Origin of the sequence: Marinobacter salinisoli, from assembly GCF_017301335.1 — a bacterium.
Lineage (GTDB): Bacteria > Pseudomonadota > Gammaproteobacteria > Pseudomonadales > Oleiphilaceae > Marinobacter > Marinobacter salinisoli.
In genome coordinates this window covers 2394398-2409759 of sequence record NZ_CP071247.1, presented here as the reverse complement: position 1 = coordinate 2409759, position 15362 = coordinate 2394398, and the positions used below count along the sequence as shown (strand labels likewise).

Below are 15362 nucleotides of genomic sequence, written 5' to 3'. Positions count from 1 at the left end.
ACTCTCCGTTATTACTGCTTGCTCACGGCAGATTCCCGGCCGGGAATCAGTGTCAGGGGGTTGAGGGATTCCCGGAATGCTCGCTGTCGTTCGAGCGCTTCGGCATCCACAGGTTGAATCAACGCAGGTGCAGCGCTTTCCAGCTCCTGCCGCTGTCGGCGTGGCAACGTGGGAGGCTGCCAGGGCAGGATGTATAGCACCCTGGGGTTATCCTCACCCACGCTGGTCGAGATACCTTCCACCGTTAAGCCGAATTCCGCTGTCCGGGGGGCCGCTCCATCCGGGGCCGCCATGGCGGCGGGCGAAAGCAGGAACACGGCGGGTATTGCCAACCATGCACCCCGGCCAATGCCCATTGCCCTGGGCTTGCTGCTCGTCATTCAGTCCAGCCTCCGTTCCAGATCGGCAATCCAGCCGGCCACACGCTTATCTTCCTGCTCCGCCAACTCGCGATAACGTTGGTAATGCGAAAGGGCTTTCTTCAGATCCAGCAAATACAGCTCAGCGATGACAGCCAGGTTGTAATGCAGCTCCGCCACGTTGGGTGAATGCCGAATACCGGTTTCCAGCAATGTCACGGCTTCGTTGAAGTTTTTGGTTTCTTTTTTCAATAGCGCAAGGTTATTCACCACTGCGGCATCGGCAGGATTCAGCCGCACAGCCTGCTGCCAGGCCAACTCTGCAGCCTGCTTTCGGCCTTCATCAAAAGCCAGCTTTCCTTCCCTGGCATACTGAGAAGCCAACTCAGGGTTCTCCGGCTCTCGCTCGGGGGCGTGCACAGCCGGCCCCGCGCATCCGGTAGCCACGGTGATAAGCAAGGCCATCAATCCGGCCGTTAAACACTCTCGCTTAAGCACCATCGTTTGTCTCCACTGTCCAGGTCATCCAGCGGACTGTCCGGTCGTAGCGACCGGGATTCATCTGCGCCAGCGCGTCAAGACTCTTGCCTATCCAGGCGTCGTATCCGAGCGCCGTGATCCTCTGATGATTGTCCGCGTGCAACTGAATCGCTTTTTCCTCGAAAGGAAACGCTTCCTCCTCGAGAAGCATCTGATACTGCAGGGCTTCCATTTCGTTCAGATCCGCCGGAACCGCCGATGCCATCAGGTCCTGCGCGAGCGCCCGGTAAAGTTCAGCGCGACGAAAAAGCGATTCCGAACGGACAAGTTCATCACCCAGCTTTTCAGCCTCGATAAAGCGCTTGCGAGCGGCCTCCAGCGCACTCTGTTTCCGGTCCAGCGATTGCGCCAGCGGGTGCGTTAAACGGATTGCGGTAAAGGTTGCCGCGGCTCTAGCCCCTAACATCAGCGCGCTGCGCGCTGCCCAGCCCAGGGTCTCTTCGGAGTGCCACTGACTGGCAAGTTCTTTGTCCACGAGTGCTTGCTGAAGGTCCGGGGAACTGTCGCCCGACTCCATCAGTCGTTGGCGCATGGTTTGGTGCAGGATGTGTTGGTCGGCACTGTTGGCCACTGGATTTGTACCCAGATAAGCTCTGTACAGCTGATTTCGCGGCCCGGTCTCGCCGCCCTCGTGATAGAGCGCGGCGGCCTTAAGGCGAGCTGGCCATGGATTCACTTCGGTTGTTGCCGCAGACAGCAATTCCTCTGCCGCACTCGATGGGTCGCCGGCAGAGACATGGGCGTAAACCAGTTTGTCACTGATGTCTTCGGCAAGCGCATGTCGCGGGAAATCTCGCCGGAAACGAGTCAGTGCATCGATGGCGGCGGGGTATTGAAGTGCCAGCAACAGGGTATTGGCGGCATCGTAACGCCCTTTAATCGCTATCTCTGAATGTGGCAGAACGGTTTCAATCCGCTCGAAGTGCCTCACCGCAGCGTCCGTGTTTCGGGTTTCCGCCGCTTTCTCGCCCTGACGGTAGATCACTGTCGCCAACTGATTTTTTGCAGCTGATGCGGCTCCCGGTTCGGCCGCAGTCACCTCTCCGCCGGCAAGCGCCCCTAGAACACTGTTCCAGGCTTGCTCAGCAAGCTCGAATTCACCCCTCTGCTGACGTGCCTTGGCCATCACCTGCCACGCCGCGTATCGTTCCGAGCCAGTGGCAGCGTCACGGGCAACGACGTTCTGGGCATTGCCAATCGCCCGCTCAAGATTGCCTTTGTTGAACCACCGAACCGCCAGATCCGCCAGCAAACCAGTCAATCGAGGGTCGCCAACGAAATTGACTCCAAAGCGTTCGGCTTCGTGGGCCAGGGCATCGATATTGGTCACAAATCCTGGTGCCTGACGACGCCCATCCAGACCCTCGCGCAGCAGAACAATCGCGGCCCAGCCAGCATCGGCGGCCTCCGGATGACCTCCAAACTTGTAGGCCGACTGCTGAAAATCGATCAGGGCAGCGCGGTACTGACCCGACTGAAGCCGTGCGTCGCCTGCAAGACGCAACACCTCACCGGAGGCATCCGTGCGCCCCGCCAACGCCTCGTAAAAGCTCGCCGCGGTAGAAAAGGCTTCCTGCGCACGGGCATGGTCACCTGCTGCCAGCGCCTGGGATCCGACATGATAGTTAAAGTCGCCGAGTTGCCGGCTGAACTCTACCCAGCGCGACTGCTCAGCACCGGACAGTGAGTGATACAGTTCCGGAGCAGCGAACTGGGCGACGTAGTCGGCTTTTGCAGCCCTCACCTTCGCTGGCTTACCGGCCATCTGCCAGACATCGGCTACTTGTGCCATGAACGCCGGATTATGTGGATGATTGGGGAAATAACGCACAAAGGCATGATTGGCGGCAACGCTGGCTTCGTATTGGCCAAGCACCGCGTAATAATCTGCCAGACGGTCAAATACTATGTACGTCCAATGACGCTTGTCGCTGGCGTTCAGCCATGCATAAAGCCGTTCAGCGCCGTCGGTACGGGCAGCCATCATGGCCAGTACGCGCAAGGTATCGTCAATGGTGTCGATGCTGGACCTGTCCACCGTTTGCAAGCTTTCCTGGTTTGGCAGGAAACCATCCAACACGGTGATGAAATTGCCTGCGGCACGATCCCATGCGCCGACGCCCTGCTTGAATTGACTCCAACCGAGCATGAATCTGGCTTTCGAACTCAACGGGGAATCGCCGTCGACGATTTCAAGAACTGATTGATATTGGGCTTCGGCATCCCGATAGTTACCATCGGAAAATGCCGACTCCGCAACCCGGAACCTGGCTTCCGGCGCCAGTGGCGATTCTGGATAAAGCCCGGCCAGTTGCTTGAGTCGCATGATCGATTGTTCGGGCTGCCCGGTCAGCGCGTGGGCTTTGGCCATCTGGTACAGCAGTTCGTCGAGGCGTCCACTGAAGGAGCCGCGAGCGAGAATAGACTCGTAACTGACGATTGCCTCCCGATAAATGGTCGTTTCTTCCTCTGGCGTAAAGCCAATGTCTTCTCCGGATAAACTCTGGATATTGCTCAGCCGGTTCAGCGCATCTATGCGAACCTCGGGCTCATCGGAGGAACGGAACAGCTTCTGATAACGTCGCGCAACTTCTGCCGGCGAGATAGCAGGCATCGGGCGGGCTTCAAACGGCAGAAACACCGGGCGCATGTCACCAATGGTTTCACCATCCCGCCCCAGCTCAACACGGAAAGTTTCCTGCGCCAACGCGGTCACGGAAATACAAAAAGTACAGATAGAAGCCGTCAGCAGGTATTTCACGGAGCACGCCCCTCCAGCTTACTGACTGCCAGGTACTCGTACAGATGCGCAATCTGTTGCTCCGCTTTGTCCTGCACAATAACCATTCTGCGGTCCTGCTCCGCGACATACGCCAGCGCAAGACGATCAAGTTGATCCGCCGCCTCTCGCCTTAGAACGGCCAGCTTCCCGAGAAGCTTTCGAGTCGAACTTTCCTGGGAACGCGCGTTGGCAAGCTGCCGCTCAAGCATCGCAGGCTGGCTTTTGACGGATTTCCCGAAGGACTTCAGATCGGTGGCAGTCGCCGTCAGGATTTCGGTCATTGCCACAACCTGAGCCCTTTGGCCCGGCGACAATGCCATTGAAGACAGCGCCGACAGCTCTTTGTACAGCGACTTCTGACGGGCCAGCGCGCCGCTGATGACGTCGGGTGACTGCTGGGCGAGTGTGTTCAGCTGCGAACGCAGAGCGTCGGTGAATACACCCAGATCATTCGCTTGCCGATCGAGGTGACGCTCCAGCTCAGCCAACTCCACCATTCGCGCAACGGCTTTTTGGGCGTCCTCTCGCTGCAGGAATTCATGCAGGTAAGCCAATCGTGGCTGGGTTTTGATCCGGTTATCGGCAAGGAACCACTCCACCCCCTTGTCTCGGGCTTCTTCAACGAACGTAGCGTAAGCGCCGTTCTGTCGAATTTGTCCGGCGAGGTTACGCAGGGTGACCCGTTCACTCTCGAAGGCAGACGTCGCGGCCAGAAAGGCCTCACCGGCCTGGCCGAGGTAGCCCGAAAGATCGTAGCCGCGCCCCATGCCAATCCAGGCATCGGCGACCCCGGGGTAAGCCAACGGGTACTTTTTCGCCCGGTGCCAGCTTTGCATTGATGCTCGGTGACTTCCCTTCGCCGCCATTGCCAGGCCATGCAGATAAAGTGCCTGCGCGGTGTAGTTGTTGCTGCCTTCCAGCGATACTCGCTCCAGAAAGCTGATGGCCTTGTCATACTCGCCATTTTTGAACGCCAGATACCCTGCGCGAACCAACAACTCCCCTTTCAGATGTTCTCGGCGCTCTTGCAGCGGATCAGCATCGGCCATCGCCAGCGCGACACGAAGCGCCACCAGGGCACGAACCGGATTGACGTCTTCCCGGGCGTAGTCGCTGGCCAGATTCAAGTAACCCACGGCCGCCCAGTAACCCGGATCAATCTTGCCCAACACCTCACCGGCTTTATCAACACGGCCACTGGTGCGATAGCGCTCAGCAAGATAAAAGCTGGCTTCGGTTTTTGTCTCGCCCCGCCCCGTGCGGGCGACCAGTTCAAGCCACTTCGTCGCATCCGCCGCGTTGTCCTCCATAAGCGTTCGACCAAGGAGCAACGCTGCTTCCGCTCGGTGGAAATCCCCTTCGACTACTGCACCCAAGCGATGAACGGCCGCCTCGGTTTGTCCCGTTGCCAGCAAGACTTGAGCTCGATGAAAATCCGCCGAGTGCCCCTCCAGACTACCGACCTGGGCCAGAACGGGGGCCAGTTGATTACTCGCCAGAGCGAACCGAACCAGGCCATTCACTAGATTTTCAGGGGAGCTCCCTTTTGCTTGAATACTGGCCGGAGCGGCCAGAGCAAAGGCTGCCCCCAGTAGCCCGAGAACCAGTTTTTTACCGACCGAACCTTTCATGGGCAATTACTTCCACTCACGGAACACAACACGGGGCTCAAAATCGGGCGCCTGCGCTTGCAGGTTCAGTTCGACACTCAGTGAGCCCGGTTTCTTGATGAACCGAAAATCCGATTCCCGCCGGACGTATCGATCATTGGCGGCCTGACCTGCAACGACAGCCTTGAGTTCATGCTCGCCGTTAGCCAGGTTTCCGGTGAAGAGTTGCTGGACACCGCCGTTTTCAAGCGAGCCCAGTTCACGAGAGGTATAAAGGTGAGAGGCCACTGGCTTGCCATCGAGATAGAGCTCGACGGAGTCAAGATCCAGGGAAGCACTCGTTCCAAGTGTCAGAAAAACTGCCAGTTTGGTATTGGCGGGGTGCAGAACATTCTGTTGCAGGGCGAAAACATCGGCGCTGTGCTGGTAAATCTGACTTTTCAGGGCATCTATACGGGCATCCAGATCGGATGCCTGGCCTGCGGTCGAAGCAGAAATAACCAACACGAAAATAATGGACACGATACTGTGCCGCTTGGCGTAACTGGCCGTCCAATTCCAATGCGCGCCGAACATTCTCTGCCTGCCTCCCGCCTTCCTGGTGAAGGTCGTTATTTTTATGTAACGCTTCGGCAGAAATCGTAACACCTGGTAACTGGCAAGAACGGTATACAGATCACCAATTGGAAATCTACCCGTCCAAACCACGGCAGAAGTGTCGGTTAATTTGACATATCAAAAAGAAAGACGAGGAATCGATCTGGAAAGAATTACAGAAAACAGCGCTACCGAACTGTTTATTAGAGAATTTTATGCGGTGGCCTTGTAATTGCTACATCTTAGATGCGGGACTACCCATTCGGGCAACCCCGTTTGAAATGCCGAGCTTTGCCGATGCCCTCAACCGCATCGGCTTTTTTTCATTTACTCAGGTACCTCATGGCCGACTCGAGGCCGTCAATGGTCAGAGGGTGCATCTGATCATTGACCAGCTGCTTGGTCATTCCAAGAGAACCTCCGGTTCCCCAATAGCTTTCAGGCAGAGGGTTCAGCCAGACCACTTTGCGGAAATGTTCCTGAATGCGCCGGAACCAGGTCGCACCGGCTTCCTCGTTCCAGTGCTCGATGGAGCCACCGGGATGGGAAATCTCGTACGGTGCCATCGTGGCATCTCCAACAAAGATCACCTTGTAGTCAGGCGAGTACTTGTGAAGGATGTCATAGGTGCTGGTGGTTTCGTTCATCCGGCGGATGTTGTTCGTCCATACGCTCTCGTAGATGAAGTTATGGAAGTAGAAATATTCCATATGCTTGAACTCAAGGCGGGCAGCTGAAAACAGCTCCTCACATACCCGGATATGAGGATCCATCGATCCCCCGACATCAAAAAAGATCAGCACCTTAACCGCGTTATGGCGTTCCGGAACCATTTTCAGGTCCAGGTACCCTGCATTGCGCGCCGTGGAGCGGATGGTGTCGTCCATGTCGAGCTGGTCTGCAGCCCCCTGCCGGGCAAATTTTCGAAGCCGGCGCAGGGCCACTTTGATGTTTCGAATGCCCAGAGTCAGGCTGTCATCCAGATCCTTGAAAGCGCGTTTTTCCCAAACTTTTACAGCACGACCGTGGCGCCCATTCTTCTGGCCAATCCGGAACCCTTCCGGGTTATAGCCATTGGCGCCAAAGGGAGACGTCCCGCCCGTGCCGATCCATTTGTTGCCACCGGCATGGCGTTCGTTCTGCTCTTCCATACGCTTCTTGAACGTCTCGATCAGTTCCTCAAGCCCGCCCAGGGAGTCGATCTTGGCCTTGTCTTCCTCGGACAAATGCTTCTCAAATTCTGCTCGCAGCCAGTCATCCGGAATCAGCTGTTCCATGAGGTCATCCAGATTTTCAATGCCCTCAAAATAAGCCTGGAACGCTCTGTCGAACTTATCGAAATGTCGCTCGTCCTTTACCAGACAAAGCCGGGCCAGGTAGTAGAACTCCTCCATGTCGGCAAATGCCAGCCGGTTGCGCAGCGCCTCCAACAGGTCCAGGAATTCGCGCAAGCTGGCAGGCACTTTTGCCCGACGAACCTCAAGAAAAAAATCAATCAACATAACGCGAGACTCTTACTGAGTTTCAGCTGCGGCGGCGAGCCATGAATGCCAGTTTCTGCAGCAGGTGAACGTCCTGTTCGTTTTTGACAAGCGCTCCGTACAAAGGTGGCAACGCACTGCTGGCATCCTTCTCCTGCAAGAGTTTGGCGGACAGCTCGTCGGCCATCAGCAGTTTTAGCCAATCAATCAGCTCGGAAGTCGAAGGCTTCTTCTTCAGGCCAGGCACTCTGCGAACGTCAAAAAACACTTCCAGAGCATCCCGGACGATTTCCTGCTGCAGACCGGGGAAATGCACATCGACAATGTCCTGCATGGTGTTGTGATCGGGGAAACTGATGTAGTGGAAGAAACAACGGCGCAGAAAGGCATCGGGCAGCTCTTTCTCGTTATTACTGGTAATGACCACAATTGGGCGGCGCTTCGCCTTCACAAATTCCTGGGTTTCATAAACAAAGAACTCCATGCGATCAAGCTCAAGTAACAGATCGTTCGGAAATTCGATATCAGCCTTGTCGATTTCATCAATCAGCAGCACGACTTGCTCGTCGGCCTCAAAAGCTTCCCAGAGCTTTCCTTTCACAATGTAGTTGCGAATGTCATTTACTTTCTCATCGCCCAACTGGGAATCGCGAAGACGAGATACGGCATCGTATTCGTAAAGCCCTTGCTGAGCCTTGGTGGTGGACTTGATGTGCCATGGGATCAGCTTCATGCCCAGCGCCGCAGCCATTTCTTCGGCAAGGAGCGTCTTACCGGTGCCCGGCTCGCCTTTAATCAACAGCGGGCGCTGAAGCGAGATGGCTGCGTTAACGGCCATTTGCAGGTCGTCGGTGGCTACGTAATTTTCGGTACCGGTAAACTTCATGTCTCACGTTCCTGTCAGTTACTTTTTCTCAGACTCGGCGGGCTCTTCGGTCACATCGCCGGTCGGGGTTGAAGTGCGGTTTTGTTCAGGGAAATCATCAAAGTCGGACAGATCGAAATCCGCCATCCCGAACGACTCTTCAGCGTGGTTCGAATCACGTTCAGGCGAGCCCGACTGCAGATCGTCCACGGTCTCCCGTTCCGCTGCCGCCCGGGCCAGCGCGGCTTTGCGCGAACGGTGAGTTTTCACCGCCAGCAAGCCGACCACCAGTGCTGCCAGCCCGCCCAATCCGGCCGCAATCCACCAGTTTGGCCTGGTTAGTTCCGCCTTCTGATTTGAGGCCGACATCTCTCCAAGCGGCGCTGTGTCGACCACCCGTGGCTGTTCAGCCATCGAGGTATCGATTGGGTTTTCGATCACCGGGGCGGGAGCGACTTCAGGCTCTTTCGGGGCAGAAACTATCTCCTCGATGGCGTTACCTTCTTCCTGTTTTACCGGGGCTGCGCGACCGGCTTGTTCGGCGGCTCCGCCATCAACGGCTGCATCGAAGACTGCGGTAGCGCTGAATTTTCGGCCGAACGTTTTGCCGTCCGCGTGCACCTCCATAAGGTACTGGCCTGACACCGGAAGCTGGCCTATTTCGTCAGTAAACACCCCATCCTCGGGCACAGCTCCTTCTGAAAGCGTTTTGGTCCCACTGCGACCGTCCTCTGCCGTGATTTTCAGCTGAACGTCCAACACCTGAAGAAACTCAGGGTTGGTGACCTTTTCGCCTTCTTCAAAGAAGGCAATCTTAAGACTGATGGGAGACTCCGCCGAAAAGCGAGCCGGCACCGGACTCACAACCATCTTTAGATCGCTTACGACAGTGACGCGGCTACCATTTCCCAGCTCGCCGTTGATACGCCACTCACCCGCCATCGGTTCTGCCACGGTCATCAGATCGTAGCCAGCTTCCCTGGCCCAGCGCATATTGCCTGCAGCACGTTCCAGTGTGTACGTCTGCCCATCAGGGCGGACCAGCTCCAGGGTACGGGTTTCTCGGGTCTCCTGGGCACCCCAGAACACCAGAGCGGTAAACTCCTCAACCCCCTGATCCACGGTGAAGGCATTGCCTTTCAGTGGTATCTGTTCTTGCGGAACCGCGGCGTTCAGTGCGGTCAGGAAGGCGAAATTCAGCTCAGTTGCATTCTGAGCCACCTGAAAGTGTCCGCCAGAATCCGCAGCAAGCTGGCCCAGGAATTCGGTGTCGGCCTGCTCGGAAAGCGCAACCGGATAAAGAGTGGCGCCCTGCTCAACAAGTCGCGGCAGGAGGGTTTCGAGAATTCGTTTTTCCTCTGCCGCATTGGCGGAAGGGGTGTCGGAGACGTCGACTTTGCCGTCAGTCAATATAATGAAATGGGTGTTTTTCAGCGTACCCTCGCTGTAGTAAGCGTCGCTGGCCACGTCGATGGCCTCGCCCAGATTGGTGCGCAGAGCCACGGAATTGATCTGCTCAGAACGGGCCACCATCTGTTCACGCCACTGATCCGTCACCTCACGATGCGGCACCAGCATGTTCACATACTGCCCAAAGGTCCAGAGGCCTGCGCTAGCGCCATCTGGCAGCATTCTCGCCAGCAAGCGAACCGCAGGACGCCGCAGATTATCCGGGTCGTTCTCTTTCATGGAGCCGGAGATATCAACCACGATGCGGACGTCCGACTGCCCAGGAAGCGCCAACTCAGCCGCTTCCTGGGCCTGGCTCCAAACCGGCAGCAGCGCCAGGCAGCATGACGCAAGCATCAGGAATCGGCGCATAGTCGCTTCAGCGTCCTCAGTAGACAGGAATAACCCGGCGTTTCGCCGATCAGCGGCTGGTCAGCCGGTAGCGAACCAGGTCGAGGATCCAGATCAGCGCCATGATCAAGCCGGCAATGGACAGGTTAAACAGTGCCCGACCCGCCTCATCACTGTTACCAAGAATCATTTCATAGCCACCGTACAGCCAGGCCGGGATCCACCAGCCGGCGAGCTCCTGTGACTCAACCGGAGTCAGGAGGAGTGCCACAAGAGCCGCCAACAGCAACGTTTGTACAGCGTACAGCGGAACAATCCGGAACAGCCTCTTCATCATGTAAAAGAAAATGACGAAAGCGACGGCATACGCCGTCCAAAAAATGCCATAGGCAAATTGCGCATCGGTATCGATCATTAGAGAATCCAGTGAATTATGTGTTCTTCCCAGTCGTCTTCGGGCACTTGGTCATCGGGTATGACTTTCGCTCGGACGGACACTCCGGCGTTGTGAACCGATTCCGGGTCGCCGCTTCGCAACGGGTGCCAGTCCGCCAGTGGTCGCCCCTCGGCGAGGGTCCGGTACGCACAGGTGACCGGCAGCCACTGATAGTCACCAATCGTGTCCGGCGTCAGCACCGTGCAGCCGGGTACGTTCTTCAACCGCTCGGAGTATACGGTGCATTGGCAACTCTGTTCATCCATGTACCTGCACACGATGTCGGTATGATAAACCTCGCCCGTTTCTTCGTCCTCAAGCTTCAGGAGACAGCACTTGCCGCAGCCGTCGCATAAGGATTCCCATTCGGCAGGCGTCATCTCGTCCAGACGTTTCCTCTGCCAGAAGGGGATTTGCGCGATCATGGCCGATCACGCTCCAGCTTTTTACGGAATTCCATCACGTAGCCCTCCTGCTCTTCCGGCATCTGGAGGAAAAAACCTCGGTCGTCCAGCGCTTCAAGCACCTGCTTGCCGGTGGTGCGGGCCAGTTTGCGATCCGGTGTGAGTACCAGGTCCATGGAATGCACGGGGTTACCGAAAATCTCTTTCAGTGCGTCCGGCAATTCTGCCCACTCCTGTCCGCGGCGCACGAACAGGTAGGTGTCGTCTTTTTTGCTGCTTCGGAAAACAGACACGAATGCTTTGTCGGTCATGATCTTAGTAATTCCTCGATATCTCCCCGGAGCGGCGCCAGGATCTCTGCGCGCCAGCCCTGGAAAAAGTCCTGCTTTGCGATGGTCCCGTCCTGTATCACTTTTTCCAGCCGTTTTCTGGGCGCCAGGAGTTCGATCGGAACATCCGCATTTTCTGCCGACTTTTTGAAATGTTGTTTAACTTTCTTGAACAATCCCTGCTGTTCCCGTGTGAGTGGCGGAGCGATACGTTCAAAGCCCGGCTCCATTGCCACATCCCGGTCCTGATTCACCAGCTCCAGGAAAATGTCCCCGTATTTTCGCACCACCACCGCCGGTAACCCCTCGATGCTTGAGAGCGCCCGCTGGTTCGTCGGCATTTGCTCGGCAATCGTGATCAGCACCGAGTCCGCCAGCACCCGGTTTCGAGGTCGATCCAGTTTCTGACACTGTGCCTCCCGCCACAGGACCAGATCCCTGAGCACAAGCTGCTGCGACAGATTAAGCGTCCAGCCGGCGCGCAGCTTCAGATAGTGCCGGGCCGGATTGTCCAGGAGCGACTGCTCCTCGGCAAAACGCGAGGATTCCTCCTTCAATGCCTGTTCCAAACCCCTCTGCTGCAGGTGACCGACCACCCATCGATGCAACGGCTCAAGGAAGCGGATGTCTTCAATGGCATAACGCTGCTGGGCCTCGGACAACGGGCGTTTGAGCCAGTCCGAACGTGTTGCCGATTTATCCAGCGTCTCTCCAAACAACGCCTCAACTAACCGGGCATAGCCCACAGAGAACCCCTCACCAGCCATGGCCGCACCAATCTGCAAATCGATGACACCACGCGGCTCCACGCCAAGCCAATGACGAAACAACTCCAGATCTTCGCTCATGGCGTAGAGCAGTTTGGGCACTGCGGGATCGGCAAGCACGTCACGGAAGCGTGCCGAGTTCTCCGCCACTTCCGGGTCCACGAGATAAAAATCCGAGCCTGCACCGAGCTGGACAAGTCCAGGCACGGGGTAAAAGGTGTTAACCCGCTCAAACTCCGTATCGAGTGCCAGGGGTTGGCCGGACACCCGCTCGAGCCATTGATCCAGTTGCTCGGCGGAGGTCAGCCAAAGAATGCTCTCGGGGGCCGGAGGCAGGTCAACGGCCGCAGTGGTGGACACCATAGTAATTCCTGAGGCTATTCAGAGAGTGGTTTACGGCCCCGGAAGGCGTGGGTAAGGGTGAATCCGTCTACGTAGCCCAGCTCACCCCCGACCGGTATACCATGGGCAAGGCGGGTGATCAGGACGTCCTTGCCGTCCAGCCGATCCGCAATGTAATGGGCTGTGGCCTCACCTTCAACGGTTGGATTGGTCGCCAGGATGACTTCACTGACGCCCTGATGAACCACTCGATTGATCAGGCGCTCGACACCGATTTCCTCGGGACCAACACCGTCAATCGGCGAAAGGTGACCCATCAGGACGAAGTAGCCTCCGCGATAATCGCCGGACTGTTCGATCGCCAGCAAATCGGACGGACTCTCAACGACACAGAGCGTGCCATTGTTGCGCCCCGGATTTTCGCAGATGCCACAGGTTTCGGTATCGGAAAAGTTCTGGCAACTTTCGCAGCGGCGCACGCCGTCCATCGCATTGCCAAGGGCACCAGCCAGCCGAACACCCCCTGACCGGCCCCGCTCCAAAAGGTGGAAGGCCATTCGTTGCGCAGTTTTCTGACCAACGCCCGGCAAACACCGAAGCGATTCGACAAGTTCATCAACCAGTGGGCTGAACGCCATGAATGTTCCTCAAACTTCTTGATTGAGCACAGACCAAACCGTCAAAACGGCATTTTGAAGCCGGGAGGCATGCCCATTCCGGACATCATTCCGGCCATTTTATCCTTCTGGTTGGCTTCAACCCGGCGCACAGCATCATTCACCGCTGCAGCCAGCAGATCTTCCAGGATTTCCTTGTCTTCGCTCAGCAACGATGAATCGATGTCGACCTTACGCACATCGTGACGCCCGTTCATGGTTACCTTAACCAACCCCGCGCCGGCCTCACCGGTCACTTCGGCCTTGGCGATTTCTTCCTGGGCTTTCTGCATCTCTTCCTGCATCTTCTGGGCCTTTTTCATCAAATCGCCCATGTTGTTCATCATGCCCTATCTCCTGCTTAGCTCTCTGTAGGCCGGATGGTTTCTTCGACTACCCGCCCTTCAAATCGTTCAACAATGGCCTGCACTGCCGGATCCTGGCGTATCGCCTGTTCCGCAGCCTGCTGGCGTGCGATGCGCTGGCGTTCCTCGTAGGCGGCAGGCGTATGAACGCCGGTTTTACCGACCTCTACCTGCAACTGAATGGCATCTCCAAAGCGATTTCTCAAGCCCGCCAGGATCTTTTCTTCATGGCGTTCATTGAGCAACCGGAAATGCCCTTCATCAATGATCAATACGGCGGTCTGGTTCTGCCAGGTCAACGCGGACTGGCTGGCGAGATTCCCGGGCATGCCAACAATGCCGAGCGAGCGGAAGTCACGCTCCCAGACGAACTCACCATCGTTTGGGCGCTCAGGCTCAACCGCCATTGAGCCAAGGTCGTCGACCTTTTCGACGGCCGGTTCAGGAGCCGGCTCTGCAACCGCCTCAGCGTAATCCTCCTCGACCGGGTCGGCATCCGCTTGCGCGTCCAGGCTTGCGAGCCAGGCATCGTCACTGGCCTGCTCCGCGGGCAAGGACTCGACCGGATCAGACTCGGCCGACACGGGACTTTCCTCAGGCGCGGATTCCTGCGGCATTTCCTCAACCGTTGCATCCGGTGCAGCCGACGTATTTGAACCGGTTGTCTCAGCCCCATCGTTCGCGTTTGAGACTGGGCTTTCTGTCTCTATCTGAGGGGGCTCTGCCCCAACATCCACCGACGAGGCTGGCTCGATGCTGGCAGGGTCAGGCTCATCTTTGGTCTCCGGGTTGGCCGCCGGGGTAGTCGAACTCAGTTTCGGAGGCTCACGCCGTTCGGCGCCCGGCCGAAACGCAAGCATCCGAAGCAAGGTCATTTCGAAGCCCATCCGCGCATCGGGTGTGATCGACAAATCCTTTCTTCCGGTGAGCGCCACCTGATAAAACAGCTGGGCATCTTCGGCGCTCAGTTTGCGGGCCAGAGTCTGAACTTGCCGAGCGTCTCCCAGCGCATTGTCTGCGGTTCCGGGCACCACCTGCTCCGTGGTCACCCGGTGGAACAGTGACAGCAGATCCGCGAGAATCACGCTGTAATCCGGAGCAAAATCGGAAATTCTATTAATTTCAGTGAGCAGTCCCGGCCCGTCGCGCTGAACCAGTGCGTCGACCAAACGCTCAATGTCGCGTTGATCGATGGTGCCCAACATGTTGCTGACATCACTCGCTGCCAGATTCTGGTTGCCAAAGGCGATCGCCTGATCGGTAAGGCTCAGCGCGTCACGCATACTGCCATCAGCCGCGCGGGCCAGCAGCCAGAGTGCCGGCTCCTCGAATGGGATCTGCTCTTCGGTCAGAACGTGCTGAAGATGCCCGACGATATGCTCCGGGGTCATTCGCTTCAGATTGAACTGGAGACAACGGGACAGAACCGTAACCGGCAGCTTCTGGGGATCGGTAGTGGCGAGCAGGAACTTGACGTGTTCCGGCGGCTCCTCAAGCGTTTTCAGAAACGCGTTAAAGGACTGGTTGGTCAGCATGTGTACCTCATCAATGAGGTACACCTTGTAACGTCCGCGAGTCGGAGCGTACTGAACGTTGTCGGTCAATTCCCGCATGTCGTCAACACCGGTGCGGGATGCGGCATCGATCTCAATCAGATCGACAAATCGACCGTCCTGAATCTCGATGCAGCTGGAACATTCACCACAGGGCGTTGCGGTGATGCCGGTTTCACAGTTCAGGCATCGGGCCAGAAGCCTTCCGATGGTGGTCTTACCGACGCCGCGGGTGCCGGTAAACAGATAGGCATGGTGCAATCGCTGACTTTCCAGTGCATGAATAAGTGCCTGGAGCACGTGTTCCTGGCCCACCATGTCCTGGAAGGTGCGAGGGCGCCATTTTCGGGCAAGTACCTGATAGCTCATGATCCGTAAACTGCAGTGAAAAACGGGGCTTAACCATAGCACGGACCGGCCTCGATAAGAAGCAAGCTCAGCGCATGTCACCGTCGGGCCAAGGCACCCAGAAGCAT

The 15362-nt window shown here is 57.1% G+C and carries 15 protein-coding genes; all 15 read right to left on the bottom strand.

The genetic code is table 11. The features are described from left to right. Positions 1 to 11: 11 nt before the first annotated feature. Positions 12 to 380 carry a hypothetical protein gene (locus tag LPB19_RS10930; RefSeq protein ID WP_228289097.1) on the bottom strand — a complete coding sequence of 123 codons (369 nt, stop codon included), beginning with the start codon at positions 378 to 380 and terminating at the stop codon, positions 12 to 14. After that, a complete protein-coding gene (locus LPB19_RS10925) occupies positions 381 to 860 on the bottom strand; it encodes a hypothetical protein (RefSeq protein ID WP_206642936.1) in 480 nt (159 codons plus the stop codon). It lies immediately after the preceding gene. Further along, positions 850 to 3660 carry a tetratricopeptide repeat protein gene (locus LPB19_RS10920; protein ID WP_228289096.1) on the bottom strand — a complete coding sequence of 937 codons (2811 nt, stop codon included), beginning with the start codon at positions 3658 to 3660 and terminating at the stop codon, positions 850 to 852. The genes LPB19_RS10925 and LPB19_RS10920 overlap by 11 nt, the downstream gene beginning before the upstream one ends. Then, the gene (locus LPB19_RS10915; RefSeq protein ID WP_206642935.1) at positions 3657 to 5312 is read right to left on the bottom strand and encodes a tetratricopeptide repeat protein; all 1656 of its coding nucleotides are present in this window, start codon (positions 5310 to 5312) and stop codon (positions 3657 to 3659) included. Before LPB19_RS10915 ends, LPB19_RS10920 begins: the two co-directional genes overlap by 4 nt. A 6-nt stretch (positions 5313 to 5318) precedes the next feature. Next, positions 5319 to 5867: an AraC family transcriptional regulator gene (locus LPB19_RS10910; RefSeq protein WP_228289095.1), complete on the bottom strand. Its 549-nt coding sequence runs from the start codon at positions 5865 to 5867 to the stop codon at positions 5319 to 5321. 344 nt (positions 5868 to 6211) lie between these two features. After that, complete coding sequence (locus tag LPB19_RS10905) at positions 6212 to 7390, bottom strand: vWA domain-containing protein (protein WP_206642934.1); 1179 nt, start codon at positions 7388 to 7390, stop codon at positions 6212 to 6214. Positions 7391 to 7412: 22 nt separating this feature from the next. Then, positions 7413 to 8255, bottom strand: coding sequence for an AAA family ATPase (locus LPB19_RS10900; protein ID WP_206642933.1), 843 nt, complete (start codon positions 8253 to 8255; stop codon positions 7413 to 7415). 18 nt (positions 8256 to 8273) lie between these two features. Beyond that, the gene (locus LPB19_RS10895) at positions 8274 to 10055 is read right to left on the bottom strand and encodes a vWA domain-containing protein (protein ID WP_206642932.1); all 1782 of its coding nucleotides are present in this window, start codon (positions 10053 to 10055) and stop codon (positions 8274 to 8276) included. A 49-nt stretch (positions 10056 to 10104) separates the two neighbouring features. After that, a complete protein-coding gene (locus LPB19_RS10890) occupies positions 10105 to 10449 on the bottom strand; it encodes a hypothetical protein (RefSeq protein WP_206642931.1) in 345 nt (114 codons plus the stop codon). Then, positions 10449 to 10895, bottom strand: a complete 447-nt coding sequence (locus tag LPB19_RS10885; protein ID WP_206642930.1) for a YcgN family cysteine cluster protein — start codon at positions 10893 to 10895, stop codon at positions 10449 to 10451. Before LPB19_RS10885 ends, LPB19_RS10890 begins: the two co-directional genes overlap by 1 nt. Next, positions 10892 to 11185: a YcgL domain-containing protein gene (locus LPB19_RS10880; protein WP_206642929.1), complete on the bottom strand. Its 294-nt coding sequence runs from the start codon at positions 11183 to 11185 to the stop codon at positions 10892 to 10894. Before LPB19_RS10880 ends, LPB19_RS10885 begins: the two co-directional genes overlap by 4 nt. After that, a complete protein-coding gene (locus LPB19_RS10875; protein WP_206642928.1) occupies positions 11182 to 12333 on the bottom strand; it encodes a ribonuclease D in 1152 nt (383 codons plus the stop codon). Before LPB19_RS10875 ends, LPB19_RS10880 begins: the two co-directional genes overlap by 4 nt. Positions 12334 to 12347: 14 nt before the next feature. Further along, positions 12348 to 12950: a recombination mediator RecR gene (recR, locus tag LPB19_RS10870; RefSeq protein ID WP_206642927.1), complete on the bottom strand. Its 603-nt coding sequence runs from the start codon at positions 12948 to 12950 to the stop codon at positions 12348 to 12350. Positions 12951 to 12991: 41 nt separating this feature from the next. Next, a complete protein-coding gene (locus LPB19_RS10865; RefSeq protein WP_206642926.1) occupies positions 12992 to 13315 on the bottom strand; it encodes a YbaB/EbfC family nucleoid-associated protein in 324 nt (107 codons plus the stop codon). A 14-nt stretch (positions 13316 to 13329) separates the two neighbouring features. Next, positions 13330 to 15255, bottom strand: a complete 1926-nt coding sequence (gene dnaX / locus LPB19_RS10860; RefSeq protein WP_206642925.1) for a DNA polymerase III subunit gamma/tau — start codon at positions 15253 to 15255, stop codon at positions 13330 to 13332. Positions 15256 to 15362: the final 107 nt, after the last annotated feature.